The sequence below is a fragment of the Stenotrophomonas maltophilia group sp. P373 genome, assembly GCF_053295075.1.
This window is the reverse complement of sequence record NZ_CM129994.1, coordinates 3,709,606-3,736,585: the sequence shown is the minus strand read 5'-3', so window position 1 is coordinate 3,736,585 and position 26,980 is coordinate 3,709,606. Positions and strand designations below refer to the sequence as shown.

Genomic DNA, 26,980 nt, shown 5'->3' with positions numbered 1-26,980 from the left:
CTTGGCCCTACAGGTCTGATTGCCAACCCGTTCAGCCGACCGCGCTGGAAATTCCAGAGTTGTGACCGCCTGCGCTATATTGCCGGTTCCGCCGCAACCGGGCTCGACCCGGCCAACGCGTCGCGGCAGAGCTGACGAGGAACTATGGCGCTGGTTTTCAGTGACGACATCTGGGACCGCTGGCGGTTGCCGGCCTTGGCGCTGGCCGCCGCCGCGATCATCGTCGTGCCGTGGTTGACCCTGCGTAAACTGCAGCAGGACAGCGAACAAGCGATGGCCTGGGTCAACCACACCCAGGCCGTGGGCGTGGCACTGCAGCAACTGCAGGCCGATGTGCGCGATGTCGAATCGGCCGCGTTGACCCTGTCCAAGGGCGTGGATGCCCCCGGCCTGCGCGAACGCATGGCCCGGGCCGATGAAATTCCCGGGCGCCTGGCCGAACTGGGCCGGATGACCCGCGACAATCCCGACCAGCTGATCCGCATCGGTCGGATCGAATCGATGCTGGAAGGCCGCATGGCACTTGCCCGCGAGTTGGCCAGGTCCGAACCGAACAGCGACCAGCGCGAGCTGGTGCAGGACCTGAGTACGCGCTATCCCATCCGCGGGCTGGTGGAAGAGCTGCAGGCCAGCGAGCAGAAGCTGCTGGCGCTGCGCGCCGAGCAGGCGGCGCGCCAACGCAAGCAGACCGAACTGGTGTCGTGGAGTTCGCTGGTGATCCAGCTGGCGCTGCTCGGCCTGGTGCTGTGGCTGCTGCAGCGGCAGATCGGCCGTCGCCTGCATGCGGAGCGGCAATCGCTGCGCTCGGCTGCACGTGCGGCGTCGGTGCTGCAGACCGTGCGCGAACCGATCGTGCTGCTCGACCGCGACCTGCGCGTGCAGCTGCACAATCCAGCATTCGCTGAGCTGTACGGCCTGCAGGACGAGCGCGCCGACGGCCTGCTGCTGGAAAACGTTGGCGACAACGCATGGCAGGACCCGGTGGTCCGGCAGCGCCTGGCCGACGTACTGTCGCGCGGTCGCGAACTGTGGGACTTCGAGCACGAGCAGCGCACCGCCGACGGCATGGTGCGCTACATGCTGCTCAACGCGCGGCGCATGCCGCTGCCCGACAGCGATGACGAGGTGGTGCTGCTGACCATCAGCGACGTCACCATGCAGCGCGCAGTGCAGCTGCGCGTGGAAGAGCTGAACCGCCAGCTGGAAGGCAAGGTTGCGCAGGTGTCCGAGGTCAACCGCGAGCTGGAGGCCTTCAGCTATTCGGTCTCGCATGACCTGCGTGCACCGCTGCGCCACGTGGCAGGATTCTCCGACAAGCTGTCGCGCCACCTCGGCGACCAGGCTGATGACAAGAGCCGCCACTATCTGGACGTGATTTCCAGTTCGGCCCGGCGCATGGCAGCGTTGATCGACGACCTGCTGGTCTACTCGCGACTTGGCCGCGCGGCGATGCGGCAGCAGGCGGTGGACATGCAGTCGCTGGTGGCCGACACCCGCGCCATGCTCGATTCCAACCTGCAGGCCGAGGCCGAGAACAGCGGCCATGCGCACCAGGTGGAGTGGAGCATCGCGCCGCTGCCGATCGTGGTGGGCGACGAAAACATGATCCGCCAGGTCTGGCTCAACCTGCTCGGCAACGCAGTGAAGTACTCGGGCAACCGCGAACCGGCGAAGATCCGCGTTGACTACCAGCAGCAGCCCGACGGCGGCCATCAGTTCACGGTCAGCGACAATGGTGCAGGCTTTGACATGGCCTACGCCGGCAAGCTGTTCGGTGTGTTCCAGCGCCTGCACAAGGCCAGTGACTACCCGGGGACCGGCATCGGCCTGGCCAGCGTGCGCCGCGTTCTGACCCGCCATGGTGGCCGTATCTGGGCCGAGGCCGAACCGGACGTCGGCGCTGCTTTCCACTTCTACCTGCCCCCCGCGACCGACGCGGACAAACAAGGTCCCTCTGCATGACGACTCTGCGCACCATTCTTCTCGCCGAAGACAGCCCGGCGGATGCCGAAATGGCGATCGACGCCCTGGAAGAAGCGCGTCTGGCCAATCCCATCGTGCACGTCGAGGACGGCGTGGAAGTGATGGACTACCTGCTGCGCCGCGGCGCCTTCGCCAACCGCGAGGAAGGCTTGCCGGCGGTGCTGCTGCTGGACATCAAGATGCCGCGCATGGATGGCCTGGAAGTGCTGCGGCAGATCCGCGAGCACGAAGAACTCAAGCGCCTGCCGGTGGTGATCCTGTCGTCTTCGCGCGAGGAAAGTGACCTGGCCCGCAGCTGGGACATGGGCGTGAACGCCTACGTGGTCAAGCCGGTGGACGTGGACCAGTTCTTCGGCGCGGTGCAGACCCTGGGCAAGTTCTGGGCATTGATCAACCAGGCACCGGAACTCGAGTGAGCCCATGCCCCTGACCGGTCCCGCCCTGGGGGCGCTGCGCATCCTGCTGGTGGAAGACTCACCGGAAGATGCCGAGCTGATGTCCGAACAGATGCTCGACGCGGGCCTGGAGGCCCGCTTCGAGCGTGTGGAGAGCGAGGCGGAACTGCGCCAGGCACTGGCTGTGTTCCAGCCGGACATCGTGCTGTCCGACCTGAGCATGCCGGGGTTCTCCGGTGACGACGCGCTGCGCATCGTGCGCGAGACCTCACCGGAGGTGCCCTTCATCTTCGTCTCCGGCACGATGGGTGAGGAGAATGCGGTAGCGGCGCTGCAGAAGGGCGCCAACGACTACATCATCAAGCACCAGCCTGCGCGCCTGCCTTCGGCGGTCGCGCGTGCGATCCGCGATGCACGCAGTGCGGTCGAGCGCGCACGCGTGGAAACCGAACTGATGCGTGCGCAGCGCCTGGAAAGCCTGTCCCTGCTTGCCGCCGGGCTCAGCCACGACCTGCGCAACATCCTGCAGCCGTTGCTGATCATGCCGGACCTGCTGAAGGCCCGCACCGAGGATCCGCAGCTGCACCACCTGGCCGACGTCATCGCCGAGTGTGGCCGCCGCGGCCATGAGATGGCCGAGTCGATGCTGTCGTTCGTGCGTGGTTCGCGCAAGCCGAGCGAGCGCATCGAGATCGACGGCCTGTTCGACGCGGTGGCGCTGCTGTTGCGCAGCAACGTGCCCGATGCCGTGCGCCTGGAACTGCAGGTGCTGGACGAAGGCCTGGTGGTCGACGCCAACTACACCGAACTGCAGCAGGTAATGCTGAACCTGGCGCTCAACGCGATCCAGGCGATGCCCAACGGTGGCCGCCTGAGCCTGACCGCCAGCCATGCCGGGCAGCGCGATGGCGTGGACTGGATGCAGATCTGCGTGTCCGACGAAGGCATCGGCATGGATGCGGACACGCTGTCGCACCTGTTCAATCCCTTCTTCACCACCAAGGCCGATGGCACCGGCCTGGGTCTGATTTCCTGCAAGCGCATCGTCGAAGGCGCCGGCGGCAGCATCCATGTCAGCAGCCAGCCGGGGCAGGGCACCTGCTTCGAGCTGCGCTTGCCGATGCACGAAGCCAGCGACGGCAGCGAGCCGATCGAGCAGCTGGTGGCCCTGGGCAGTGGCCAGTCGATCCTGGTGGTCGACGGCGAAGCCACGCGCCTGTCGCTGCTCGGCAACGCGCTGTCCAGCCAGGGGTATCAGCTGCAGCTGGCCTCCGATGGCCCGGCGGCGCTGCGCTGGATGCAGCAGGAGGCGATGCCGGCGCTGGTGATTGCAGACGCCGGCTCAAAGCTGCTGCCGGCCAGCCAGCTGCTGGGCGAGATGGCTGCGCTGGGCTATCGCGGCCCGGCGCTGGTGCTGGAGGACGCGGCGGTGGCGGTGCCCGCCGATGCCTTCCCGGCCGGCGTGGACGTCCATGTACTGCGCAAGCCGCTGCAGATGCAACAGGTGTTCCGCGCAGTGGCCGAGGCGCTGGGCTGACAAAGGGTAGTGCCGGCCGCTGGCCGGCATCCCCGTGCGGTGGGATCATTGCGGTTGCCGGCCAGCGGCCGGCACTACCGGTCCAGCGTTTCCCAGGGGAACCGCGGCAGGGCGTCCACCGCCTGTTCCAGGCGCCGTGACCAGTTCTGGTGGATATCGGCGTACAGCGCTGAATCCGCGCCCAGCCGCAGTTGCTGGCCGATGCGCAGTTCACCGTCGCGCAGCAGCGCCAGGTCGATCGGCAGGCCTACCGACAGATTGGAACGGATGGTGGAGTCCAACGAGACGATCGCCGTGCGGGCGGCATCCTCCAGGCGCGTGGCGGGGCTGAGGATGCGGTCGAGGATCGGCTTGCCGTACTTGGATTCACCGATCTGCAGGTAGGGCGTCTCCGGTGAGGCGGCGATGGCGTTGCCGAGCGGGTAGATCATGTACAGCCCAGGCCGCTCACCGGCAATCTGGCCGCCGAAGATCAGCGTGGCCTGGGTATTGACCCCATCGTGGCCATGTTCACTGTGGCTGCTGTGCACCTGGCTGTCCACCAGCAACTGGCCAACGTACGCGGCGGCCTCGAAAAGGTGAGTCATGTCGCGCAGGTTGGGTGAGCGCCGTTCGTCGGCATCGCGCCCCAGGCGCGACACCAGCAACTGGGTGGTGGCCAGGTTGCCAGCCGCCATCAGCACGTAGGCTGCCTGGCCGGGATATTCGAACACGTGCAGCTTGCGATGCACGCGTACATCGTCCAGCGAGGCATTGGTCCGGGTGTCGGCAGCGAAGACCAGGCCCTCGTCCACCTCGATTCCAACGCAATAGGTCATGTCGGTGCCCTATCATGTGCGTCCCGGATTGTAGGCAGGCCGCCGTGACGACGGCATGTCCACGCCCCCCATCGCTGCCACCTGAACCGCATGACGACCGTGCTCCTGAGCCTGGGCAGCAATGTCCAGCCCCGCCGCTACCTCCACGCCGCGGTGGCGGCCCTGCGCGAGCGCTTCGGCGCGCTGCAGGTCTCGCAGGCCTACCGTACCGCCGCGGTCGGCTTCGACGGCCCGGCCTTCCTCAACAACGCGGTGGCGATCGAGACGGACTTGCCGCTGCAGGAACTGGACGACTGGCTGCATGCGCTGGAAGACGCGCACGGCCGCGACCGCAGCGGGCCGCGCTTCTCCGACCGGACCCTGGATATCGACGTGGTGTTCTACGGCGACCTGGTGGTGGAAGGTCCCGGCCACCTGCGCATTCCCCGTCCCGAACTGAAGCATGCCTTCGTGCTGAAGCCGCTGGCCGATATCGCGCCCGACTTCATCGATCCGGTCAGCGGGCTGGACCTGGCCACGCTGTGGCGCGCGCACGCGCAGTTTGGCGAGGCGTTCGAGGTGGTTGACCTTGAGTGATGGGGTCAGATCCCTTTTCCCGGCGGGAAAAGGGATCTGACCCTGTTGTGGATCCCGGCAGCGCCTCAACTTACCGTGCGCCCGCCATCCACGCGCAATGTGTGGCCGGTGACGAAGCTGGCTTCGGCCACCAGCCAGTACACCGCTTCGGCAATCTCCTCGACCGTACCGATCCGCGCCAAAGGCGTGCGCGCCAGCAGCGCCTCGCGGGCGAAATCGTCCTTGCCCTGTTCGGGCCACAGGATCGCGCCGGGCGCCACCGCATTGACCCGCACTTTCGGCGCCAGCTCCAGCGCCAACGAACGGGTGGCCATCTCCAGCGCGGCCTTGGCCATCGTGTAGGCGATGTGGTCGCGCATCGGATCGGTGCCGTGCAGGTCGGTCAGGTTGACGATGCAGCCCTGCTGGCGGCGCAGGTAGGGCGCGGCGGCCTGTGACAGCAGCAGTGGCGCGCGCGCATTGACCGCATACAGCTCGTCCATCGCCTCGGCCGTGACCTGGCCGAGCGGGGTGGCATAGAAGTTGGAGGCGTTGTTGACCAGCGCGTCCAGGCGGCCGAAGTGGGTAACGGCCTGTTCCACCAGGTCGGGCAGGGCGTCGGCGTCACGCAGGTCGGCCTGCAGCGCAAGCACGCTGCCCGGCCGCACATTGTCGAAATCGAACGCGGCCTGCTGCAGTTCGGCGCTGGAGGTGTTGGCATGCAGTACCACCGACCAGCCACAGGCGTGGAACTGGCGGGCGATGGCCGCACCGATCCGGCGCGCGCTGCCGGTGATCAGGACCACGGGGTGGGTATCGCTCATCGAGGGTCCTCCAAGGCTCGGCTATCCTGTGCACCATTGTCACCGCATTCGAAGACGCCATGCAGCCCACCTTCCCCCTGCCCGAAGCCGATGCCCTGGCCCACAGCGACCAGCTGGCGGCCGCCCTGCGTGCCGAAATCCTTGCGCAGGGCGGGGCGATGCCGTTCTCGCGCTTCATGGAGCTGTGCCTGTACACCCCCGGCTGGGGCTACTACAGCGCCGGCGCCAGCAAGTTCGGTGGCAGCGGCGACTTCACCACCGCACCCGAGCTCGGCAGCCTGTTCGCCGGCAGCGTGGCCAATGCGCTGGCGCCAGTGTTCGCCCAGCTGGGCGCGCAGGCCCGCATGCTGGAACTGGGCGGCGGTACCGGCGCCTTCGCCGAGGCCGTGCTGCTGCGCCTGGCCGAACTGGACGCGCTGCCGTCGCGCTACGCCATCCTCGAACCCAGCGCCGACCTGCGCGAGCGCCAGCAGCAGCGCCTGCAGCAGAACCTGCCGGCCGAGTTGGCCGCGCGCGTGGACTGGATCGACCGCCCGTTCGAGGAGGACTGGGAGGGCGTGGTGTTCGCCAACGAGGTGATCGACGCGCTGCCGACCCCGCGCTTCCTGATCCGGGACGGCGAGGTCTACGAGGAAACCGTCGAGCTTGATGGCGAAGGCAACTTCATCCGTGGCGCGCAGCCCGCTGACATCCTGCTCAACGGTGCGGTGCGCCACATCGAGCGTTACCTGGAAAAGCCCTTTGCCGACGGTTACCGCTCCGAGGTGCTGCCGCAGCTGCCGTACTGGCTGCAGGCAGTGGCTGGCGGCCTGCAGCGTGGTGCGATGCTGTTCGTCGATTACGGTTACAGCCGCAGCGAGTTCTACCAGCACGACCGCGACGATGGTACGGTCCGCGCGTTCTACCGCCACCACGTGCACAACGACGTGCATCGCTGGCCGGGCCTGCAGGACATCACCGCGTCGGTGGATTTCACTGCGATGGCCGAGGCGGGCATGCACGGTGGTTTCGAACTGGCGGGGTACTGCAGCCAGGCCAGTTTCCTGCTCGGCAACGGCCTGGACCAGGTGCTGCTGCTGGCCGAAGAGCGCACGGATGAGGTCGGCCGCATCCAGCTGCGTGACCAGGTGAAGAAGCTGACCCTGCCGACCGAGATGGGCGAGCGCTTCCAGGCCATCGGCCTGCAGCGTGGTGTCGATTTCGAGCCGGCGTTCGAACTGGGCGACCTGAGCTGGCGCTTGTGAGCAGTGCGTTGCCGCTGATCAAGCCGCTGCGGCGGCCGCGGCTGTGGACTGTGCTGTGGGTGCTGGCGGTACTGCTGGTGGTCGTGGTCTGCCTGATCCCACCACCGCCGATTCCGCTGCCGGAAAACAGCGACAAGGGCGAGCACTTCCTCGCCTACTTCATCCTGGCCGGCAGCGCAGTGCAGCTGTTCCGGCCGGGGCGCCCGCTGCTATGGGTGGGCGTGGGGCTGGTGCTGATGGGCGTCGGCATCGAGTTCGCGCAGGGTGCGCTGACCAGCAACCGCACTGCCGATCCGATGGATGCCATTGCCAACACGATCGGCGTGCTGGCGGGCATGGCCACGGCACTGACCCCGTTGCGCGATCTGCTGATGCGCTGGCGGGGCTGAGGTTCCTGTAGAGCCGAGCCCGTGCTCGGCTCCCTCCCGAAAGGCAGCCGAGCATGGGCTCGGCTCTACAGTAGATCCACGCCATGCGTGGATGGATTGCGCCAGGACAGGCTTGCGGTTACTTCTTCAGCGTGACCTCATCCAGCACCCACATCGCCGGGCGCGTATCGCCGGTGAAGTTGATGCACAGGTCACCCGTGCCCTGCGTGCCCTTCGGCAGCGCCGCACGCAGGGTCACGAAGCCATCGTCATCGGGCGTGGCCGGCAGCGGTACCTGAGCCAGCACCTTGCCTGTGCAATCACCGCGGCGGATCAGCATTTCGCCATGTGCGCTCCGGGCCTTTTCGAAGCGACGCTTGGGTTCATCGTGGGCCAGCTGGAAGTAGTACGGAATGCGGCCCGCGCGGACCTCCACGCTGCCGATGCCGTCCAGCTGCGCCTGCGGCCAGCGCCAGCATGGCTGGAAGATGTCGACGTTGAACACCGCACGCGTTCCCTCGCGCGGGCCGTCGTCTTCCAGGCGCAGCACCAGCCCCTTCTTGCCCACGCAGCTGAGCAGCGCATCGCTGCGGCGGCTGAGCAGCGACTGCGCGGTGAACGTGGCGATGGTCGGCTTCGCGGCCAGCATCTGGCCCTGGTAGAACGCAGCGGCCTGCACGGTGGTCGGCAGCGTCGCGGTCAGCGGCTGCTGGTACAACGGCGACTGCGCGGTCACCGGCTGGCCATCGGTGCTGTAGCGCACTTCATAACCCAGCGGGTTGGCCAGCGATAGGGTCACGGAGTTTTTCGCGCGATCATCGGTGTAGTCCACGCCCACTTCGAACGGGGTCTGCGCGTAGGCCAGGCCCCAGGCACGGTAGCGCTGCAGCTGCGCGGGCAGGCGCGCGAGGAAATCGCGGAAGTCGCGATGTTCCGGCGTACTCCAGCCGGTCTCGGCCACGGCGGCCAGGCGCGGGAACAGGTTGTGCTGCAGGCGCGCGTAGGTGCGCGTGTGCTCGGTAAACATGTTGGCCTGCAGGCCGAGAATGTGCTGGCGCTTGTCGGCCGGCAGCTCGGCCGGCACCGGCTCGAAGTTGTACAACTTGCCGAGGTTGACCTGGGCCGGGCGACCCGGCGGTTCATTCGGCGAGGCCGTCTGCAGGTAATCCAGGTACAGGTATCCCACCGGCGACATGACCACGTCATGGCCGGCACTGGCAGCGGCCAGGCCACCTTCGGTGCCCTGCCACGACATCACCGTGGCCTGTGGCGGCAACCCACCTTCGAGGATCTCATCCCAGCCGATCAGGCGCCGGTCGTGTTCCTCCAGGAACGTCTCCAGGCGCTTGATGATGTGGCTCTGCATGGCCATTTCATCCTTGATGCCCAGCGCACGCATGCGCTGCTGGACCTGCCTGGAGGCTTCCCACTGGTCCTTGACCGCCTCGTCGCCACCGACGTGCACGTACTTGGCCGGGAACAGCGCAATCACCTCTTCCAGCACGTTTTCGAGGAAGGTGACAGTGCTGTCTTCGACGTTGAACAGGTTCGGGAATACGCCCCATTCGCTGATCGGCTTCAGCGGGGTATTGATCGAACCCAGTTCCGGGTACGCGGCAATCGCTGCGGTCGCGTGCCCCGGCACATCGATTTCCGGAATCACCTGGATATGCAGCTTTGCAGCATAGGCAATCACTTCGCGGATCTGCTCCTGCGTGTAGAAGCCGCAATACGGATGCTCCTTGCCAGTGACCGGATCGATGCCACCGTCGCCGGCCGGCAGGCGGCAGCTGCCCACTTCGGTCAGCTTCGGATAGCGCTTGATCTCCATACGCCAGCCTTGGTCATCGGTCAGGTGCCAATGGAAGGTATTGAGTTTGTGCGCGGCCATGGCATCGAGCACGCGCTTGATCTCGTCCAGGCTCTGGAAATGCCGTGCCGAGTCGAGCATGAAACCGCGCCAGCTGAAGCGTGGCGCGTCCTGGATCTGCACCGCTGGCAGCACGCCGTTGCTGCCGCCGGTGGCGAGCTGGGCGAGCGTGGTCGCGCCATAGAACAGGCCGGTTTCGTTGCCGGCCTGCACCAGCACGCCCTGTGCGGTGCTTTCCAGCGTGTAGCTCTCACCGCTGTCGCGGAAGGTGGGCACGATCTGGAAGCGGATGCCACCGGTCCTGGCCGCCGTCTTGCCCTTGGCCAGCGCCAGGCGCGGGCCACCACTGCGCGCCAGCAGATCGGCGAACTGGGTGGCGACCCGCTGTGCGGCCTCGCCTTCGGCCTGCAGCGCGGTATCGGCGCGTACGGTGATGCCGCTACCCTGGCCGTGCTGCACCGTGGCCGGGGCGGGAATCAGCATCAGGCTGCCGGCACGCAGCTGCGGACCCGGTGCTTCAGCGGCCGGCGTGGGATCAGCGGCGAGTGCGGGCAGTGCCGGCAACAGGGCGAGCAGGCTGCCCAGCAGCACTGCGCTGCGCATCCGGGCGCGGGAAGGCTTGACCATCGGAACGACTCCTTGGAACGGTGCGATGAACGCTATACATGAAAAACGCCGGGCCCGGAATGACCCAGGCCCGGCGTGCGTGCACGACTCGGCGATGTTGCCGCCGCTGGATCAGTACTTGAAGCGGAAGTTGAGGTAGTACTGGCGACCGTTGCTGTAGAACGAGGTCGGGATGGCCGCGGTCTGGTAGTACTTGTAGGTCGGGTTGTTGAGGTTCAGGCCATCCAGGCTGATGCTCAGCCAATCGGTGGCCTTGTAGCTCAGCGATGCCGACAGCGTGCCGAAGTCATCCTGGTAGTACGGGTTGGTGCCCGACAGGCTGATCAGGAACGAGGAACGGCGGGTGTAGCTGACCCGGGCGCCAAAGCGCTCGTTCTCGAAGTAGGCACCCACGTTGTAGGTGTTCTTCGAAGTACCCAGCAGGTTGTGCGAACCATCCGACCAGGTGTGCGAAGTGGTGCCGTTGGCGTAGGTGTAGTTGGCATTGATGCCGAAGTACTCGCCGATCGGCTGCTCGTAGGCCACTTCCACGCCGGTGACCTTGCCGTCGGCATTGATCGGAGTGGAGATCTGGTAGGTCTCAAGCTGGTTGGTCAGTTCGCTGTACAGCTGGCGCGAGACCACGTCGAAGGCGATGTAGTCCTTCAGCTTCATGTGGTACGCGCCCACCGACAGCAGGCCACGCGGCATGAAGTACCACTCCAGGTTGGCATCCAGGTTGGTCGACAGGGTCGGCTTGAGGTTTGGATTGCCGCCACCGCCGGTGCGGTTCAGGTCCGAGCCGTACGAGGAGGCACCCAGCGCCGAGTAGTCTGGCAGGGTCTGGGTCTGCGAGGCGGCGACACGCAGCACCATCGAGTCGTCCAGGTCGAACTTGATGTTGGCGCTGGGCAGGACACGGTTGCGCTTGTTCTGGAAGGCCAGGCGCTCCCACATGCCGAACAGGCTGCTGACATCGGCATCGGCGGCCTTGCTGACGGCGTTGTAGGTGTCGATGTCCTGCTTGATGTTGACGTAGCGCAGGCCGACGTTGCCGCTCCACCAGTCGCCGCGGAAATTGGCCTGCACGTAGCCGGCGAAGTTCTTTTCCTTCACCTTCCACTCGGCGCCATAGTTGTGGCGACCGGTCGGGCCATCATTGCCGGCCAGCCAGGTGGAATTGTTGGTCACCGCGTCCTTCAGCGCGCCCGGGGTGAAGTACCAGAGGTTGCGCGGGAAGGTGCCGCCGATGTCGCCGGCAAAGCCGCTGGGATAGTTGGCCGTGGCACCGTTCTTCAGCGCGCTCCAGATGTCACCCGGGGTTGCACCTTCCGGCGACAGCGCTTCGCGCTTGTGGTCGGCGAAACGCAGGCCGAAGTCGATCGAGCTCAGTACGCCGCCATCGTTGAAGTACTGGTTGAAGTCGAGCGTTGCCCACTTCTCCTTGTCTTCGGCGGTGACCTGCTGGTTGCCCCAGGTGCCGAAGCTGGTCACGCCGTTGGGCGAGAGGTCGCCGCCGACGTTCCAGTCGATCGGCGAGCCATTGCCGTGGGTGGCCCAGCTGGCGCCGCCGCCGTTGGCAAGGGTGACCTCGGCGATGTACTGGCGCGGCGTCTCACCGGTGCCCTTGGTGCTGCCGGCCTGGAACGTGGCGGTCAGGCTGTCGCTGATCTGCCAGTCGGCATCGAAGGTGACATAGCTCGACTTGGCCTTCGACTCGCGGTAGATCATGTCGTACACCGCATAGTCGGTGCCCGGCACGCCCCTGTAGCTGGCGTTGGTCAGCACGCCGTCCTTGACCACATAGCCCGGATCCGGCGCCTGCGACTTGGCGAAGCTGTTGCCGAACATCATGAAGTTGCGGTTGTAGTTGTTGGCCTTCAGCTCGGAGCTGAAACCATTCAGGCCCAGGGTGAGGCTGTCGCTCGGCTTGAACTGCAACGAGACCAGGCCGCCCTTGCGCTCGCGGGTCTGCTCAAACAGGGTCGAACCCAGCAGGCCCGGCACATTGACGCCGATCAGGTCCGGATTGGTCTTGGCGACCGGATCGCCGGCGCCGATCTTGAAGAAGCCGCCCGGGATTTCCTGTGCTTCACGGCGCAGCTCGCGCTTCTGGCTGAAGCCCTGCACCATCACGCCGAAGGTGCCTTCCTCGTTCTTGTAGTTGAACAGTGCCGAGTACTGCGGGTCGTTCGACTTGGCCTGGTCCGAGCGCACCATGCCGATCGAGCCTTCCGCGGTGAACGGCTTGGAGAACTCCAGCGGCTTGCGGGTGATGATGTTGACGGTACCGGTGGTACCGCCGTCCTGCAGCTTGGCCTGCGAGGACTTGTTCACTTCCACCGAGCTGACCAGTTCCGACGGCAGCAGCGAGTAGCTGACGCTGCGGCCGACGTTGTTGCCCTGGCTGAGCACGAACCAGTCGGCCGAGCCGACGGTGTGGCCGTTGATCAGGGTCTGGGTCAGGCTCGGGCTGGTGCCGCGCAGGCTGACACGGTCGGCTTCATCGAAGCCACCTTCGTCGGCGCTGGACGAGCTGATGTTCACGCCGGGCAGGCGCTGCAGGGTATCGGCAACGTTGTGCGCGGGCAGCTTGCCCACGTCTTCGGCGGTGACCACTTCCACGCGCGCATTGGCTTCGCGCTTGGTGTCCAGCGACTTCTCCATCGAGCCACGGATGCCGGTAACGGTCACGGTGTCCAGATCGGTGGCGGTCGGGGCCGCCTGCTGCGCGTGCGCACTGAAGGCGATGCAGCTGACGATGGCGGCCGAAAGCAGGGTCTTGCGGGTGTTCATGATGTCTCTCCTCATCACTCGATTGGGTGCCGGCGGCGGTGTTCGGTTACGGTTGCGATGACATGCGCGGGGCGGCGGCGAAGTCCCGTGCGTTGGCGTGCCACGTACTGCGTGCTGCGATTGCGTTGAAGCCTGTTGCGGTGTCAGGCGGCCGACTGCTGCAGGTACCAGCTGGCAGCGCCAACCACGCCCAGCTGGCCGTGCTCGACGACCTTTACCGGGATGCGTGCCAGCGCTTCGCCCATCGGCCCCTTCTGCAGGTAGCGTTCGACGAAGGTGCTGGCGTGCAGGTATTCGCGGATCTGCGGCAGGATGCCGCCGGCCAGGTAGACACCACCGTGGGCGCCGTAGAACAGCGCCATGTCGCCGATGGTGCTGCCGAGCAGGCCACAGAACACATCCAGCGCCTGGCGCGCATGCGCATCGGTATCGGCCATGGCCGCAGCGGTGACTGCGTCGGGGCTTGCCAGGGTCGGCGCCTGCCCCTGCAGCACGCACACCGCACGGTACAGGTTCATCAGGCCGGGGCCGGAGATCGCATGCTCGATCGACACGTGCGCGCGGTCGCGCTGCATGTGGCGGACGATGGCCATTTCCAGTTCGGTGCTGGCCGCCAGGGTCGGCTGGCCGGCTTCGGTGGGCAGGACCACCGGGCCGTGCGCGGTGGGGATCCACAGCGCTGCACCGAGGCCGGTGCCGGGGCCGACCACCAGGGTCGGGCCACGCGCGGCGGTCTCCGGCCCGCACAGGTGCAGCACGCCACTGGCGTCCACCTGCGCGGCGGCGTAGGCCACCGCTTCGAAATCGTTGACGATGTAGACCCGCTGCAGGCCGACCTCGGCTTCCACCTGGCGCGCCGACAGCGGCCACGGCAGGTTGGCGGTGATCACCGTGCCGTCTTCGCGGGCATAGCCGGCGCTGGCGACCACGCAATGCGTGGGCCGCGGGCCTTCGCCCAGGAAGTCGGACAGGATCGCGCTGAGGCCGGCATGGTCGGCATTGCGGTACTTGCGGTACTCCAGCACCTGCACCGGATGGGTGGCGTCACCGCTGGCCTGGACCCGGGCCACGCGCACATGGGTGCCACCGACGTCGGCGGCCAGGAACGAGGGCGCGACGCGGGACAGGACATGCGACGGGGCGGGGTGGCTGGCGGTCACGCGGGCTCCTGCTGCAGGTAGGGCCGGCCCGGGGATCGGGGGCGGCATTGGGGCGGAGTCTGTAACCGCGCTGACAACGATGTCAACGAGTTCGTGACACTTTCGTTGCTGCGTCGCAACGAATGCGGTATGCAGTAAACGTTTACATGGTGTGAGTACGGGTTTCACGTGGGAACCATTGCTGCACGGGGCTCTAGGCCTGCCGCGCATTCAGCGGGGCGTACCGCGGTGGGCTTGCGCAGTGCAGCACGAGGTTTACCCAGGCGTGCATGGAAGTTGACAAACCGCCGTTGTCCATCGAAAGAATGTGACAACGTTGTTCCCAGCCACTCTCCGACGCCGCGTTCTGCGGCCGTCGCCGCAGGAGCCCTCCTGATGTCCGCCGTCCCCGCTGCAAGCGCGCGCCCGAACGTGGCCACCTCCATCGCCATCGTTGGCGTGTTGTTCTTCCTGATCGGCTTCTTCACCTGGCTCAACGGCCCGCTGATCACCTTCGTCAAGTTGGCCTTCGAACTCAGCGAGGTCGGTGCCTTCCTGGTGCTGATGGTGTTCTACCTGTCCTATTTCTTCCTGGCCCTGCCGGCGTCCTGGATCCTTCGCCGCACCGGCATGAAGAAGGGCCTGAGCCTGAGCCTGCTGGTGATGGCCGGGGGGGCCGCGCTGTTCGGTGAATTCGCCACCCAGCGCTGGTACCCGGGCGCGCTCGGCGGTCTGTTCGTGATCGGCAGCGGCCTCGCCCTGCTGCAGACCGCGATCAACCCCTACATCTCGATCCTCGGCCCGATTGAAACGGCGGCACGCCGCATCGCGCTGATGGGCATCTGCAACAAGATCGCCGGCATGCTGGCGCCGGTGCTGATCGGCACCCTGGTGCTGCACGGCATCGGCGATCTGGACAAGCAGGTGCAGGCCGCCGACGCGGTCACCAAGGTCGCGCTGCTCAACGAATTCGCCGCCAAGATCCATGCGCCGTACCTGGCGATGGCCGCGCTGCTGGTGGTGCTGGCGGTGGCCGTGCTGTTCTCGCCTCTGCCGGAGATCAAGTCCTCCGAAGCCAATGCAACGCCGTCAGGTGCACCGGGAACGGCCGAGCGCCGCAGCATCTTCCAGTTCCCGCATCTGTGGCTGGGCGTGCTGTGCCTGTTCGTGTACGTAGGCGTGGAAGTCATGGCCGGTGATGCGATCGGAACCTACGGTCACGGTTTCGGCTTGCCGCTGGACCAGACCAAGATGTTCACCTCGCTGACGCTGGGTGCGATGTTGGCCGGCTACGTGGTCGGCCTGCTGGCGATCCCCGGCCTGGTCTCGCAGTCGCGCTACCTGACCATTTCGGCAGTGATGGGCGTGGTGTTCTGCCTGGGCGCCTGGGCCACCCACGGCTACGTCTCGGTGGCCTTCGTGGCCCTGCTGGGCTTCGCCAACGCCATGATGTGGCCGGCCATCTTCCCGCTGGCGATCCGCGGCCTGGGCCGCTTCACCGAGACCGGCTCGGCCCTGCTGGTGATGGGCATCGCCGGCGGCGCGATCATTCCGCAGCTGTTCGCCGTGCTCAAGCAGCACATCGACTTCCAGCTGGTGTTCGTGCTGCTGATGGTGCCGTGCTACCTGTACATCCTGTTCTACTCGGTGATCGGCCATCGTGCCGGCCTGCCGCAGGACAAGGCCTGATCGGCGATGATGGACTGCAGCCAACCCCAGGGAAAACCCATGCGCAGAGCGACCATCAAGGACGTTGCGGAGAAGGCCAAGGTCTCGCTGAAGACGGTCTCGCGGGTGATCAACAATGAGCCCTCGGTGATGCAGGCCACCCGTGCGCGGGTGCTGCGTGCCATCGCCGAGCTCGACTACGAGCCCGATCCGTCCGCGCGCAACCTGCGCAGCGGCACTACCTTCGTGATCGGGCTGGTCTACGACAACCCGAACCCGTACCACATCATCGGCGTGCAGAACGGCGTGCTGGCCGCGTGCCGCGAGACCGGTTTCGGCCTGCAGATCCATCCCTGTGATTCGAGCTCGCCGTTGCTGGCCGATGAACTGGCCGACTGGGTGCAGCGCTCGCGGCTGGCCGGGCTGGTGTTGACCGCACCGATGTCCGAGCGCCGAGACCTGATCCAGGCGCTGACCGCGCGTGGCATCAAGCTGGTGCGCATCATCGCCGCCACCGAAGACCCGGCCGACGGCGCCTGCGTGTTCGTCGACGACCGCGAGGCGGCCTACGAGATCACCGAGCACCTGATCCAGCTCGGTCACCAGCGCATCGGTTTCCTCTGGGGCGGCAGCTCGCACCGCTCCTCGGGCGAACGCTATGCCGGCTACGAAGCGGCGCTGAAGGACTACGGCATGACCGTGGACAAGCACCTGGTGGTGCAGGGCGATTACACCTTCGACGATGGTTTCCGTGGGGCGCGCCGCCTGCTGGCGCTGCGCGAACCGCCCACCGCCATCTTCGGTTCCAACGACGAAATCGCTGCCGGCGTGCTGGCCGCCGCCAAGTCGGCCGGCATGAACGTGCCCTACGACCTGTCCATCGCCGGTTTCGAGGACAGCCCGTTCTCGCGCCAGTCGTGGCCACCGCTGACCACCGCCAAGCAGGCCACCGAGGACATCGCCCGCCACGCCGCGCGCCTGCTGATCGCACAACTGCGCAGCGACGCCTACGACGATGCGCCGGCACCGCTGCACAACCAGGGCTTCGTGCCGCAGCTGGTGGTGCGCGGCTCGACCGCGCCGATGCGCCCGGCCGGCGCACGCCCCCTTCCTTCCGATCCTGCCTGAGCCCGCCATGTCGCTGTCAGACCCCACGTCCACCCTGATGTTCGCCGAGGCCGCCGAAGCGGCCGACGTGGTTGCCCGCCAGTTCTCGCGCAACCACGCCACCCTGGAAACCCTGGCCGCCAGCCTGCGCGCGGCGCCGCCGCCGTTCGTGGTCACCTGTGCACGCGGCAGCTCCGACCATGCCGCCACCTACGGCAAGTACCTGCTGGAAACCCAGCTGGGCCTGGTGGTTGCGTCGGCCTCGCCGTCGGTGGGGTCGGTCTATGCCGCACCGCTGCAGCTGCGCGGTGCGCTGTTCATCGTCATTTCGCAGTCGGGCAAGAGCCCGGACCTGCTGCGCAACGCCGAGGCGGCCAAGGCCGCTGGCGCACGCGTGATCGCGCTGGTCAACGTCGAGGATTCGCCGCTGGCGCAGCTGGCCGACACGGTCATTCCGCTGCATGCCGGTGCCGAAAAGAGCGTGGCGGCGACCAAGAGCTACCTGGCCTCGCTGGCTGCACTGCTGCAGCTGGCCGCCTACTGGAAGCAGGACAGCAGCCTGCGCAACGCGCTGGACCTGCTGCCGGACGCGATGCGTGAAGCCTGGCAGTGCGACTGGAGTGCGGTGACCGAAGGCCTGGTCGAGGCCACCAACCTGTTCGTGCTCGGCCGTGGCCTGGGCTTGGGCGCGGCGCAGGAAGCGGCGCTGAAGTTCAAGGAAACCTGCAGCCTGCACGCCGAAGCCTACAGCTCGGCCGAAGTGAAGCATGGCCCGATGGCGCTGGTCGACCGCGGCTTCCCGGTGCTGGCCTTCGCCCAGCCCGACGAAACCGGCGCCGGCACCCGCGCGGTGGTCGAGGAATTTTCTGCACGGGGCGCGCAGGTGTGGCTGGCCGGGGCCGGCGGCAACCTGCCGGTGGCGGCCGCACCGCACCCGCTGTGCGCACCGCTGCTGACCGTGCAGAGCTTCTATCGCGCGATCAATGCGCTGGCGCTGCGTCGTGGCTTCAACCCGGATCTGCCGCCGCATCTGAACAAGGTTACGGAGACGGTGTGATGGCAACGGTGCTGCGCAACGCCCGCATTCTCGCCGGCGATGATTTCCGCGATGACCTGGCGGTGGTGATCGAAAACGGGCAGATCACCGCTCTGTTGCCCGACGCCGCACCACAGCTTGGCCATGCTGCCGAGCAGGTGGACCTGGGCGGCGGCTGGCTGCTGCCCGGCTTCATCGACGTGCAGGTCAATGGCGGTGGCGGCGCGTTGTTCAACAACACGCCCGATGTTGCCTCGCTGCGTACCATCGCGCAGGCTCACCGCCGCTTCGGTACCACCGCGATGCTGCCCACGCTGATCAGCGATGACGTGGCGGTGATGCGCGAAGCCATCGGTGCGATGCGCGAGGCGATCGCGCAGGGCGTGCCGGGCGTGATCGGCATCCATCTCGAAGGGCCCTACATCGCGCCGACGCGCAAGGGCACGCACGATGCCAGCAAGTTCCGCGTGCCGGACGAAGAAGAGATCGCGCTGGCCGCGTCGCTGGACAACGGGGTGACCCTGCTGACCCTGGCGCCGGAGCGCGTGCCGCTGGAGACCATCCGCGCGCTGGTCGAACGTGGCGTGATCGTGGCCGCCGGCCACACCGCAGGCACCTACGAAGAGATCCGCGCCGGCCTGGATGCCGGTGTGCGTGGCTTCACCCATCTGTACAACGCGATGTCGCCGCTGCAGGGCCGTGAGCCCGGCGCGGTGGGCGCTGCGCTGGAAGACCGCGACAGCTGGATCGGCATCATCGTCGATGGCGTGCACGTGCATCCGGCCAGCCTGCGGGTGGCGCTGGCGGCCAAGCCGCGCGGCCGCCTGCTGCTGGTGACCGATGCGATGCCGCCGGTCGGTGCGGATGATCCCAGCTACGTGCTGTACGGCGAAACCATCACCGCCATCGACGGCGTGGTGCGCAATGCCGCCGGTTCGCTGGCGGGCTCGGCGCTGGACATGGCCACGGCGGTGCGCAACACCGTGCAGCTGCTCGGCCAGCCGCTGGCCGAAGCCGCGCGCATGGCTTCGACCTACCCGGCGCAGTTCCTCAATGTCGACGACCGCCTGGGCCACATCGCCGAGGGCTACCAGGCCGACCTGGTGCTGCTGGATGACGCCCTGCAGGTACGTGGCACCTGGATTGCCGGACAGTACGAGGCCGCCTGATGAACAGTACGCCGCCACGCCGTCTGGGCTCGATCGATGCCCTGCGCGGCATCACCGTGGCGGCGATGCTGCTGGTCAACAATCCAGGCGACTGGAGTGCAGTGTTCGCGCCGCTGCGCCATTCGGAATGGCATGGCTGCACGCCTACCGATCTGGTGTTCCCGTTCTTCCTGTTCCTGGTGGGCGTGTCGATGGCCTTCAGCGTGGCACCGCGCGCGCTGGATGCCGCTGCGCGTCCTGCACTGGCGCGCGGTGTGCTGGAGCGCGCGCTGCGCATCCTGGTGGCCGGTGCGCTGCTGCATCTGCTGATCTGGTGGGCGCTGGATACACACCACTTCCGCATCTGGGGGGTGCTGCAACGGATCGCCGTGTGCGCGGCGCTGGTGGGTGTGCTGGCGGTGTATGCACGGCCGCGCATGCAGGCCGGCATGCTTGTTGGACTGCTGGTGGGGTACACGGTGCTGCTGCTGGGCGTCGGTGACCTGGCGCCGTGGACCAACCCGGCCAGCCGCCTGGACACCACGCTGTTCGCACCGTGGATCTATCAATGGCGTGCCGATACCCGCCTCGGCCATGACCCGGAAGGATTGCTGAGCACGCTGGGTGCACTGGGCAGTACCGTGCTCGGCCTGTTGGCCGGTGGCCTGCTGCGCAGCGGGCGTCCGACGGCACTGGCCGGGCTGGGCGTGGCGACCGCCGTGCTGGGCCTGTTGCTGGCCGGGGTGCTGCCGTTGAACAAGCAGCTGTGGACGCCCAGTTACGTGCTGTGGACCGGTGGCCTGGCCGCGCTGGCGCTGTGGCTGGGCCACGTGCTGATAGACCTGAAGGGATGGCCGGCGCTGGGCCGGCGCTTCGGGGTCAACGCGATCACTGCGTACCTGGGGGCATCGGTGATGTCGGTGGTGCTGATGGCGACCGGCGCCTGGGGCTGGATCTGGCAGCAGCTGGCCACCGCGATGCCGCAGGCGCTCGAGCTGGCATCGATGCTGCAGGCGCTGGCGTTCGTCGCACTCTGGTGGGGCGTGGCATGGTGGCTGGACCGGCGGAAAATCTACCTGAAGATCTGAGCAGCCCCGGGGTCGGACCCCTTTCCGCAGGAAAAGGGGCCGACCCAAACGCCGGAAGAATGAACGGTTTCAGTCACGTCCCCGTGGTGTGACGACGGCCGGACTTCACACCTGAAATGTGATTGTCGCCACGCAAGTTCACCTATCGGAACAATTCAGGGTGCGGCAGACTTCCGACGAAGTGACTTTGTCTGCAGTCCCAGCCATTCGCCAAGGAGTGCTATATGAGCCGTTGCGTTTCACACTCGCTGTGCCGTCACTCTCTGACCTTGGCCATTCTTCAGGCACTGACCCTGCCTGCCCTGCTTGTGCTTGAAACGCCGGTGGCTTTGGCAAACTGTGTCACCACGGCGTCATCAACGGTCTGCTCGCCAACGGCGCCGGATCCCTGGGCATCCACGGTCGGCACCGGCAACAATGCCGCTGAAGACAATCGCAGCGTGGACATACAGGCCGGCGCCAGTATCGTGGTCGGCAATGCCAATGCGATCTCCCTGCGTGACAATGCGGTGATCAGCGTTGGCAGTGGCAGTACAGTCAGCGCAACCGCCACCAGCACCGGCGGCCTGTTCGGTACCGGCGGCAATACGGTCGAAACCCGCACCAATGGCCAGATCACCGTAGCCCAAGGGGGCCAGATCCTTGCACAGGGAACGCAAGGCAGTGCCGAAGCAATCAACTTCCAGGGCGCGGGAAATACCGTCACCAACAGCGGCATCATCCGCGCAACCAACTCCGTGGCAATCTGGTCGCAGAATACTTCGGGCCTGAACACCATCATCAATACCGAAACCGGCGTCATCCAGGCACCGGGCACCGTCATCGGTGGCTCTGGAAATGGTGCGCTTGACTTCACCAATCGCGGCCAGGTGATCGGCAACATCAATCTGGCCGGTGGCAACGACATCCTGCGCATCTATACCGGCTCGACCATCACCGGCAACTTCAGCGGTGGTGCTGGAAATGACGCGATTTTCCTCAGCGGCACCGGTGATTCCACCCTGCCAGGCAATTTCGTCGGCTTCGAGTCGCTGACCAAGAACGACAGTGGCCGCTGGACCCTGTCCGGTTCGATCACTGGGGTGACCGTGGCCACGGTACAACAGGGCGTGCTGGCTTTGACCGGCAACAACGCGCAGTACACCGGTCAGGTGATCGTGGATCCGGGTGGCACGCTGGAAGCGCGGGCGCAGAGCCTGCCGCCGACGGTGACCAACAACGGCCTGGTGCGCTTCGCACAGACCGACGATGGCACCTATGGTGGCGCGGTGACTGGCAGTGGCGCGCTTGAAAAGACCGGTGCGGGGATGCTGACGCTCGCCGGCATCACCAGCGTGGCCGGTGCCACCACGCTCCGCGAAGGCACGCTGCAAGTGAACAGCCTGCTGGAAACATCGGGCATCAACATGGTTGGCGATACGGTGCTGCGCCTGGACAACACTGTGCAAGCACAGGGCGGGGGCGCGGCCAACGTTACCGGCGACTCAGGTGCGCAGCAGATCGTGGTGGGTGCCAACGGCCGCGTCACTGGCTCCGTTTCGCAGGGCGACGGTGACGACCAGCTGACCGTCAATGGCGGGACCATCGTCGGCCAAGTCCAACAGGGCAATGGCCGCGATGACCTCTTGATGACCGGCGGCACGATCGATTCGCTGTTCCAGGGCGATGGCACCGATACCTTCCGCATGAGCGGCGGCCGCATCATCGGCGCGTTCGAGGATGGCGACCGTGCATGGATGAGCGACGGTCGCATTGGCCGCGTCAACATGAAGCTTGAAAAGAACCTGTGGGACCAGTCCGGCGGCGTTGTCGATGGCAATGTGGTCACCGGCTTCGATGATGACACCATCATCATTTCCGGCACGGCCTTCATCGGTGGGAACGTGAGCGTCAGTGGTGGCCGCGACAATGTAACCATCACGGGTGGCACCGTGGCCGGGCAGTTGCTGCTGAGCACCGGCAACGACACGTTGACCTGGAACGGAGGGGGGGGGGTCAAGGGGGCCATCGACATGGGTCCGGATGACGATGTCGCCGTGCTGGCCAATCTCACTGTGGCCAACATGGGGGCCGTGCCACTGTTCAATGGCGGCACCGGCAACGACAGCCTTACGTTCGACAATACGAAAACGGCCGGCATTGCCCGCTTCCAGAACTGGGAAACCGTGGCAGCCGTGAATGGAAGCGAGCTCACCTTTGATGGCGACCTGGTACTGGGTGACAGCGCGACGGCGACGGGAACGTTCACGATAGATGGCAGCAGCGCAGTGCTTGCGGGCGGCGGCAGCCATGCAGTGAACGCATTCAACGCGGGAACATTGGCCAGTGTGATCAACGCCGGCCGTATCGAACTGACCAATGCCGGCAGCCCCGGCGATGCCTTTACGGTTGCTGGCAACTATCGCGGTGAGGGTGGCAGCGTGCTGTTGAAGACCGTGCTCGGCGCCGACAACTCCGCCAGCGACCGGTTGGTGATCGAGGGCGGTGTCGCCAGCGGCCGCACTGGCCTGGGCATCACCAACGTCGGGGGCGGGGGTGCCGAAACCCTGGTTGACGGCATCCTGGTGGTGCAGGCGCAGAACGGCGGCAGTACCCGCAACGATGCCTTCTCCCTGCTCTCGGCGGTTTCTGCCGGGGCGTACGACTACTACCTGTACAAAGGGGGGCAGTCGGCAGGTACCCGCGAGAACTGGTATCTGCGGTCGACATTGCCGGACCCGGCACCTGGCCCTGAACCGGAACCGATTCCCGCCCCGGGCCCGTCACCCCAGGGTGGCGGGTCGATCCCGATGCCGCCGCCGATCGTTCCGCCGGGGGAGGGCGTGTCACCGCCCACGCCGGGTGCAACCCCGGCCGAGCCGAATGATGAAGGCGTGGTACCGCTGTATCGTCCGGAAACGCCGACGTATGCCGTGCTGCCGCCGAGTCTGCGTGACACATCGCTGGCCAGCCTGGGCACCTTCCACGAACGCCAGGGTGAACAGCGGCTGCTGTACAACCAAGGGCCCGCACGCACTGCCTGGGGCCGCCTGGTTGGCCAGAGCAGTGAGCTGCACTGGAAGGGTGATGCTCGCCCGGGCTTCGATGGTGACGTACAAGGCCTGCAGGCTGGTCTCGATCTATGGGCAGGCAACCGCGATGACCATCGCAACCAGGTGGGTGTGTTCGTCGGGCGCACACGCGCACAGGGCAAGGCGATCGGCACGGCGGGTGGCTGGGACAATGTGCAGGTTGGCCAGACCAGACTGGATGACAAGCATGTGGGGCTGTACTGGACCCTGACAGGATCGGCCGGCGGGTACGTGGACGTGGTAGCGATGCAGAGCCACTATGACGGCCACGCCCGCTCGATGCGAGGGCTGGGCATCGAGCTGGATGGCAGTGGCACCAGTGTCTCGTTGGAGGCGGGCAAACCGCTGCTCCAGTTCGGTCAGTCCGCATGGTGGCTGGAACCGCAGGTGCAAGTGATCTGGCAACGTACATCGCTGGATGACCAGCGAGATGCGGTATCTGTGGTGTCCTTCGACAACGACAACGCCTGGACCGGCCGTGTGGGACTGCGTCTGGCGGCAGACTATCAGCTGGCCGACAACGGCTGGCAGCCGTACTTCAAGCTGAACTACTGGCACGGCCGTTCTGGCGAGGACCGCATCCGTTTTGGCAACGACGTGATCGAGAACTCGCAGCGCTACCGTGCGTTGGAGGCTGGCGTAGGCATCGCCGGCCGCTTCAACCGTACGATCAGCGCCTATGCCGTGGCCGACTACACGCGCGAAATCGGTGGTAGCGACAATGGTAAGCGCCGCGTGATCGAAGGCAACATCGGTCTGCGTGCGGACTGGTAGCGCGCGGTGTAGATGTCATGGCCCGCCCTGGTGGGTGTCGACCTTGGTCGGCACGGTGCTTTCCGCCGCCATGACCTGCTCTGGTAGGTGCCGACCTTGGTCGGCACGAATCCCACCGACGCCATGAGCACAGCGCAGCCGAGCGTAGGCTCGGCTCTACGACAACGGCGCGCACGCATCCGGCTCCACCAACGCTCCGGCATGATCGGCCAGCACCACCACCGCATGCAGCAGCCCTTCCTCCACCTGCGGTGGACACTGCGCCTGCGCACCATCCATCTCGCGCGCCGACTGCGCCGCCAGCAACACGCCCCCACACGCAGACACTGCCGCCAGGCAGCGCGTTGCCTCGGCCAGGTCCCGGCTGCGCGCCTCGCTGAGTTGCCGCTTGCCTCGGCCAGGTCCCGGCTGCGCGCCTCGCTGAGTTGCCGCTCGCGCCACGCCTGGCCGTCGGCCCCGTGGCTGTTTGCGATGCCGCGCAACCGGGCGAAGAACGCCGACGGCGGCGCCTGTTCGTTGGCTTCGGCGAGTGCATCTTCCAACGCTTCGGCTGCCGTAGTGGACAGCTGCAGGTCGGGCAATGCAGCACCGAGCAGTGCCTGCAGGCGTGGATAGGTGGGGTAGGGCGTGTTCATGGCAGCAACCTCACAAGGCAAGGCCACCTGCGGGATGCAAGGTGGCGGGCGGTGCGGGTTGGCGTGCCGGTGAAGCTCTTCACGAGGAATGACGCCGGCGGATCCGGGGATCCCCACGCACCGCCCGCCGCAGAACGACGGACGGTGCATTGTTCGGGCCGGCAACGACGTTGCAAGCCCGCTCGTGAAAAGCTTCATTCAGGACGCCAATCCCGGTCAGCGCAGGAAGCGCCGACGCGGGCCACCTTGGCGCGTTGTGCGCCGCGATGACATGGGCAAAGTTGCAATGTGGTGACTGCACGCAAGCCGCCTTGCTGCAACCAGCGACCGGGCCGGATACGACAGTTCGCGCGTGGCGCAAGCGATCATGCCCCGGTTATGCTGCGGTCCTGACTCAACGACAAGGAAGCGTCGCATGCAGGTTCGCAAGGGAGTGCGTCGCATCGGCGCGCTGATGTTCGTGTTGCTGGCGACCGGCGCCATGGCCGATACACCAAGCACGGTCGAGGTGCCCTCGCCGGAGGCCTTGGCCGAGATCCTCAGCCTGCTTGAACGCCAGGCGCTGTATCGCGATCGGGTGGACTGGCCCGCCATCCGCATCCGTCTGCAATCGGCGCAGGGCGACCCCGCGCAACGGCTGGCCGTTCTGCGCGAAGCCATTGCGCTCAGCACCGGCCACCATGGTGCATGGACCACGACCCAGCGCCAGCGTGAATCCCTTGCGCGCGCGCAGCAGGCAGGTGCCGCCGCCGTGGACCGGGCCAAGGCCGTCGATGCGGTGGATGCGCGCATCGGCTGGGTGGTCATCGAGGGCTATGCCCCTATGCCCGGCGCGACGCCGCAGGAGAAATTCCGCCAGGACATCCAGCGTGCCGCGCGGTGGCAGCAGGTCATCCGTAGCAAGGACGACGGCATGCGCTGTGGCTGGATCGTCGACCTGCGTGACAACAGCGGTGGCAACATGTGGCCGATGCTGCTGGGCATGGCACCGTTGCTGCGCACCTCGGTGGTGAACAACGAAGATGTGGGAGCGTTCGAAGCCGCACAGGGGCCGGAGCGCTGGACGTTGACCGCGACCGCTGTACAGCGTGCAGGCAAGTCGGTGCTGGACTTCGGCCAGTCCGGCTATGTGCTGCGGCAGCCCGGCGCGCCGGTGGCGGTGCTGTTCGGGCCGCGCACCGGCAGTTCGGGCGAGGCCTCGGTGCTGGCGTGGCGTGGTCGTCTGCAGACGCGGAGTTTCGGTCAGCCTACTGCGGGTGTCTCCACTGGCAATGTCGTGCACACGCTTGCCGATGGCAGTCGCCTGCTGCTGACCACCAGCGTGATGCGGGACCGCAATGATCGTGGTGATGGCTTGAAGATCGAGCCCGACCAGCGCGTGGAGGGTGACGCGGCCACCGTCGCCGCCGCCCAGGCCTGGCTGCTGGCGCAGCCCGCCTGCCAGGGCACCCGGTCATGATCCTGATCGGCCAACAGGAACGGGTGCTGATCGTCGGCCCCACCGAAGCGCACCACTGCCTGCGCTGCCAGACGGAAACCGAGTTCGCTCCGCAACTGCGCTACAAGATGGCGCGCATCGACCTGCTGTTCGGGTTCACCTACCAGCGCCGCTACGAACTGGCTTGCACCCGGTGCGAGCACGGCTGGGTGCTCGATACCGAGACCATGGACCAGCAGCTGGGCGGGGTACCGATCCCGTGGTGGCACCGCTTCGGCCTGCCGCTGATGCTGGTGGGGGTGGCCGGGTTGGCCGCGCTGGGCTGGCTGTGGCGGCATGGATTCCTCGGTTGAGGACCGGGCCTGTTAAAGTCTGCCCTGCAACCACGTACCGGAACCGACCATGGACCACGACACCCCGTTCGAACCCCTCAACGACCTCGAGGTGCGCCTGCTGCAGGCCCAGGACGGCACGCTGACCGCAGCGCAGTTCCTCGACGGCCTGCTGACTTCGACGGCGTTCGTGCTGCTGGACAAGGCCATCGGCGAAGATGGCGCCTGGGACGAGAGCATCTCGCCGTTGGTGCTGACCAGCGAGAGCGACGAGCCGATGTTCGCGGTGTTCACTGCCCCCGAGCGCGCCGGCCTGTGGCACGAGCAGCTGCCGCAGTTCGCGCATGCCATGCCGATCGCGGTGCACGCGCTGCTGGCCGGTATCGGCGACGGCGTCGGCCTGGTCCTGAACCCGGGCCTGGACGTGGGCATGGAGATGATTCCCGATGCCGTGGCCCAGCTGAAGCAGCGGGCGGCGGCGATCACCCGCGGCATGGCGCATTGAAGCCAGCGATTTAGGGGTGCCGGCCAGCGGAGCGGCCGGCACT

The 26,980-nt window shown here is 66.6% G+C and carries 21 protein-coding genes; 15 read left to right on the top strand and 6 right to left on the bottom strand.

Annotated features, from left to right (window positions below; all coding sequences use genetic code 11):
- The first annotated feature begins 144 nt into the window (after nt 1–144).
- The 3 genes from ACSYHF_RS17215 to ACSYHF_RS17205 are packed head-to-tail and all read left to right on the top strand — an operon-like array spanning nt 145 to nt 3,915.
- Nucleotides 145–1,962 carry a sensor histidine kinase gene (locus ACSYHF_RS17215; RefSeq protein ID WP_005419357.1) on the top strand — a complete coding sequence of 606 codons (1,818 nt, stop codon included), beginning with the start codon at nt 145–147 and terminating at the stop codon, nt 1,960–1,962.
- Nucleotides 1,959–2,399: a response regulator gene (locus ACSYHF_RS17210; protein ID WP_005411057.1), complete on the top strand. Its 441-nt coding sequence runs from the start codon at nt 1,959–1,961 to the stop codon at nt 2,397–2,399. The genes ACSYHF_RS17215 and ACSYHF_RS17210 overlap by 4 nt, the downstream gene beginning before the upstream one ends.
- A 4-nt stretch (nt 2,400–2,403) precedes the next feature.
- The gene (locus ACSYHF_RS17205) at nt 2,404–3,915 is read left to right on the top strand and encodes an ATP-binding response regulator (protein ID WP_005419354.1); all 1,512 of its coding nucleotides are present in this window, start codon (nt 2,404–2,406) and stop codon (nt 3,913–3,915) included.
- 74 nt (nt 3,916–3,989) lie between these two features.
- Here the strand turns inward: ACSYHF_RS17205 and ACSYHF_RS17200 are convergent, their stop codons facing one another.
- On the bottom strand, nt 3,990–4,733 hold the full coding sequence (locus tag ACSYHF_RS17200; RefSeq protein WP_065178043.1) for a 20S proteasome subunit A/B: 744 nt from the start codon (nt 4,731–4,733) through the stop codon (nt 3,990–3,992).
- A gap of 90 nt (nt 4,734–4,823) precedes the next feature.
- On the opposite strand from ACSYHF_RS17200, the gene folK reads away from it, so the two are divergent.
- Nucleotides 4,824–5,309 (top strand): 2-amino-4-hydroxy-6-hydroxymethyldihydropteridine diphosphokinase, encoded by a 486-nt coding sequence (gene folK, locus ACSYHF_RS17195; protein ID WP_447575845.1) that lies wholly within the window; start codon nt 4,824–4,826, stop codon nt 5,307–5,309.
- Between the two features lie 65 nt (nt 5,310–5,374).
- On the opposite strand, the gene ACSYHF_RS17190 is transcribed toward folK, so the two are convergent.
- Nucleotides 5,375–6,112 carry a pteridine reductase gene (locus tag ACSYHF_RS17190; RefSeq protein ID WP_005419347.1) on the bottom strand — a complete coding sequence of 246 codons (738 nt, stop codon included), beginning with the start codon at nt 6,110–6,112 and terminating at the stop codon, nt 5,375–5,377.
- 59 nt (nt 6,113–6,171) lie between these two features.
- On the opposite strand from ACSYHF_RS17190, the gene ACSYHF_RS17185 reads away from it, so the two are divergent.
- A complete protein-coding gene (locus ACSYHF_RS17185; protein WP_061479676.1) occupies nt 6,172–7,356 on the top strand; it encodes a class I SAM-dependent methyltransferase in 1,185 nt (394 codons plus the stop codon).
- On the top strand, nt 7,353–7,745 hold the full coding sequence (locus ACSYHF_RS17180; protein WP_069139177.1) for a VanZ family protein: 393 nt from the start codon (nt 7,353–7,355) through the stop codon (nt 7,743–7,745). The genes ACSYHF_RS17185 and ACSYHF_RS17180 overlap by 4 nt, the downstream gene beginning before the upstream one ends.
- A 118-nt stretch (nt 7,746–7,863) precedes the next feature.
- Here the strand turns inward: ACSYHF_RS17180 and ACSYHF_RS17175 are convergent, their stop codons facing one another.
- The 3 genes from ACSYHF_RS17175 to ACSYHF_RS17165 all read right to left on the bottom strand — a co-directional run bounded on the left by ACSYHF_RS17175 (nt 7,864) and on the right by ACSYHF_RS17165 (nt 14,156).
- Nucleotides 7,864–10,221: a family 20 glycosylhydrolase gene (locus ACSYHF_RS17175; protein ID WP_447575844.1), complete on the bottom strand. Its 2,358-nt coding sequence runs from the start codon at nt 10,219–10,221 to the stop codon at nt 7,864–7,866.
- Between the two features lie 111 nt (nt 10,222–10,332).
- Nucleotides 10,333–12,996: a TonB-dependent receptor gene (locus ACSYHF_RS17170; RefSeq protein WP_447575843.1), complete on the bottom strand. Its 2,664-nt coding sequence runs from the start codon at nt 12,994–12,996 to the stop codon at nt 10,333–10,335.
- A gap of 143 nt (nt 12,997–13,139) precedes the next feature.
- The gene (locus ACSYHF_RS17165) at nt 13,140–14,156 is read right to left on the bottom strand and encodes a glucokinase family protein (RefSeq protein ID WP_447575842.1); all 1,017 of its coding nucleotides are present in this window, start codon (nt 14,154–14,156) and stop codon (nt 13,140–13,142) included.
- A gap of 375 nt (nt 14,157–14,531) precedes the next feature.
- Here ACSYHF_RS17165 and ACSYHF_RS17160 point away from each other — a divergent pair, with 375 nt between their 5' ends.
- From ACSYHF_RS17160 to ACSYHF_RS17135, 6 genes are all read left to right on the top strand, one after another.
- Nucleotides 14,532–15,824 (top strand): sugar MFS transporter, encoded by a 1,293-nt coding sequence (locus ACSYHF_RS17160; RefSeq protein WP_005419333.1) that lies wholly within the window; start codon nt 14,532–14,534, stop codon nt 15,822–15,824.
- A 39-nt stretch (nt 15,825–15,863) separates the two neighbouring features.
- Nucleotides 15,864–16,931, top strand: coding sequence for a LacI family DNA-binding transcriptional regulator (locus ACSYHF_RS17155; RefSeq protein WP_005411045.1), 1,068 nt, complete (start codon nt 15,864–15,866; stop codon nt 16,929–16,931).
- Nucleotides 16,932–16,938: 7 nt separating this feature from the next.
- Nucleotides 16,939–17,967: an SIS domain-containing protein gene (locus ACSYHF_RS17150; protein WP_005419331.1), complete on the top strand. Its 1,029-nt coding sequence runs from the start codon at nt 16,939–16,941 to the stop codon at nt 17,965–17,967.
- Complete coding sequence (gene nagA / locus ACSYHF_RS17145; protein WP_134956164.1) at nt 17,967–19,115, top strand: N-acetylglucosamine-6-phosphate deacetylase; 1,149 nt, start codon at nt 17,967–17,969, stop codon at nt 19,113–19,115. Before ACSYHF_RS17150 ends, nagA begins: the two co-directional genes overlap by 1 nt.
- Complete coding sequence (locus tag ACSYHF_RS17140; protein ID WP_447575841.1) at nt 19,115–20,182, top strand: acyltransferase family protein; 1,068 nt, start codon at nt 19,115–19,117, stop codon at nt 20,180–20,182. The genes nagA and ACSYHF_RS17140 overlap by 1 nt, the downstream gene beginning before the upstream one ends.
- 323 nt (nt 20,183–20,505) lie before the next feature.
- Nucleotides 20,506–24,027: an autotransporter outer membrane beta-barrel domain-containing protein gene (locus ACSYHF_RS17135; RefSeq protein WP_447575840.1), complete on the top strand. Its 3,522-nt coding sequence runs from the start codon at nt 20,506–20,508 to the stop codon at nt 24,025–24,027.
- 156 nt (nt 24,028–24,183) lie between these two features.
- On the opposite strand, the gene ACSYHF_RS17130 is transcribed toward ACSYHF_RS17135, so the two are convergent.
- Nucleotides 24,184–24,354 carry a hypothetical protein gene (locus ACSYHF_RS17130; RefSeq protein WP_447575839.1) on the bottom strand — a complete coding sequence of 57 codons (171 nt, stop codon included), beginning with the start codon at nt 24,352–24,354 and terminating at the stop codon, nt 24,184–24,186.
- A gap of 723 nt (nt 24,355–25,077) precedes the next feature.
- Here ACSYHF_RS17130 and ACSYHF_RS17125 point away from each other — a divergent pair.
- The 3 genes from ACSYHF_RS17125 to ACSYHF_RS17115 are packed head-to-tail and all read left to right on the top strand — an operon-like array spanning nt 25,078 to nt 26,937.
- Nucleotides 25,078–26,121, top strand: coding sequence for a S41 family peptidase (locus ACSYHF_RS17125; protein ID WP_447575838.1), 1,044 nt, complete (start codon nt 25,078–25,080; stop codon nt 26,119–26,121).
- Nucleotides 26,118–26,453, top strand: a complete 336-nt coding sequence (locus ACSYHF_RS17120) for a hypothetical protein (protein ID WP_005419311.1) — start codon at nt 26,118–26,120, stop codon at nt 26,451–26,453. Before ACSYHF_RS17125 ends, ACSYHF_RS17120 begins: the two co-directional genes overlap by 4 nt.
- Before the next feature lie 49 nt (nt 26,454–26,502).
- Nucleotides 26,503–26,937 carry an SseB family protein gene (locus ACSYHF_RS17115; protein ID WP_197599275.1) on the top strand — a complete coding sequence of 145 codons (435 nt, stop codon included), beginning with the start codon at nt 26,503–26,505 and terminating at the stop codon, nt 26,935–26,937.
- Nucleotides 26,938–26,980: the final 43 nt, after the last annotated feature.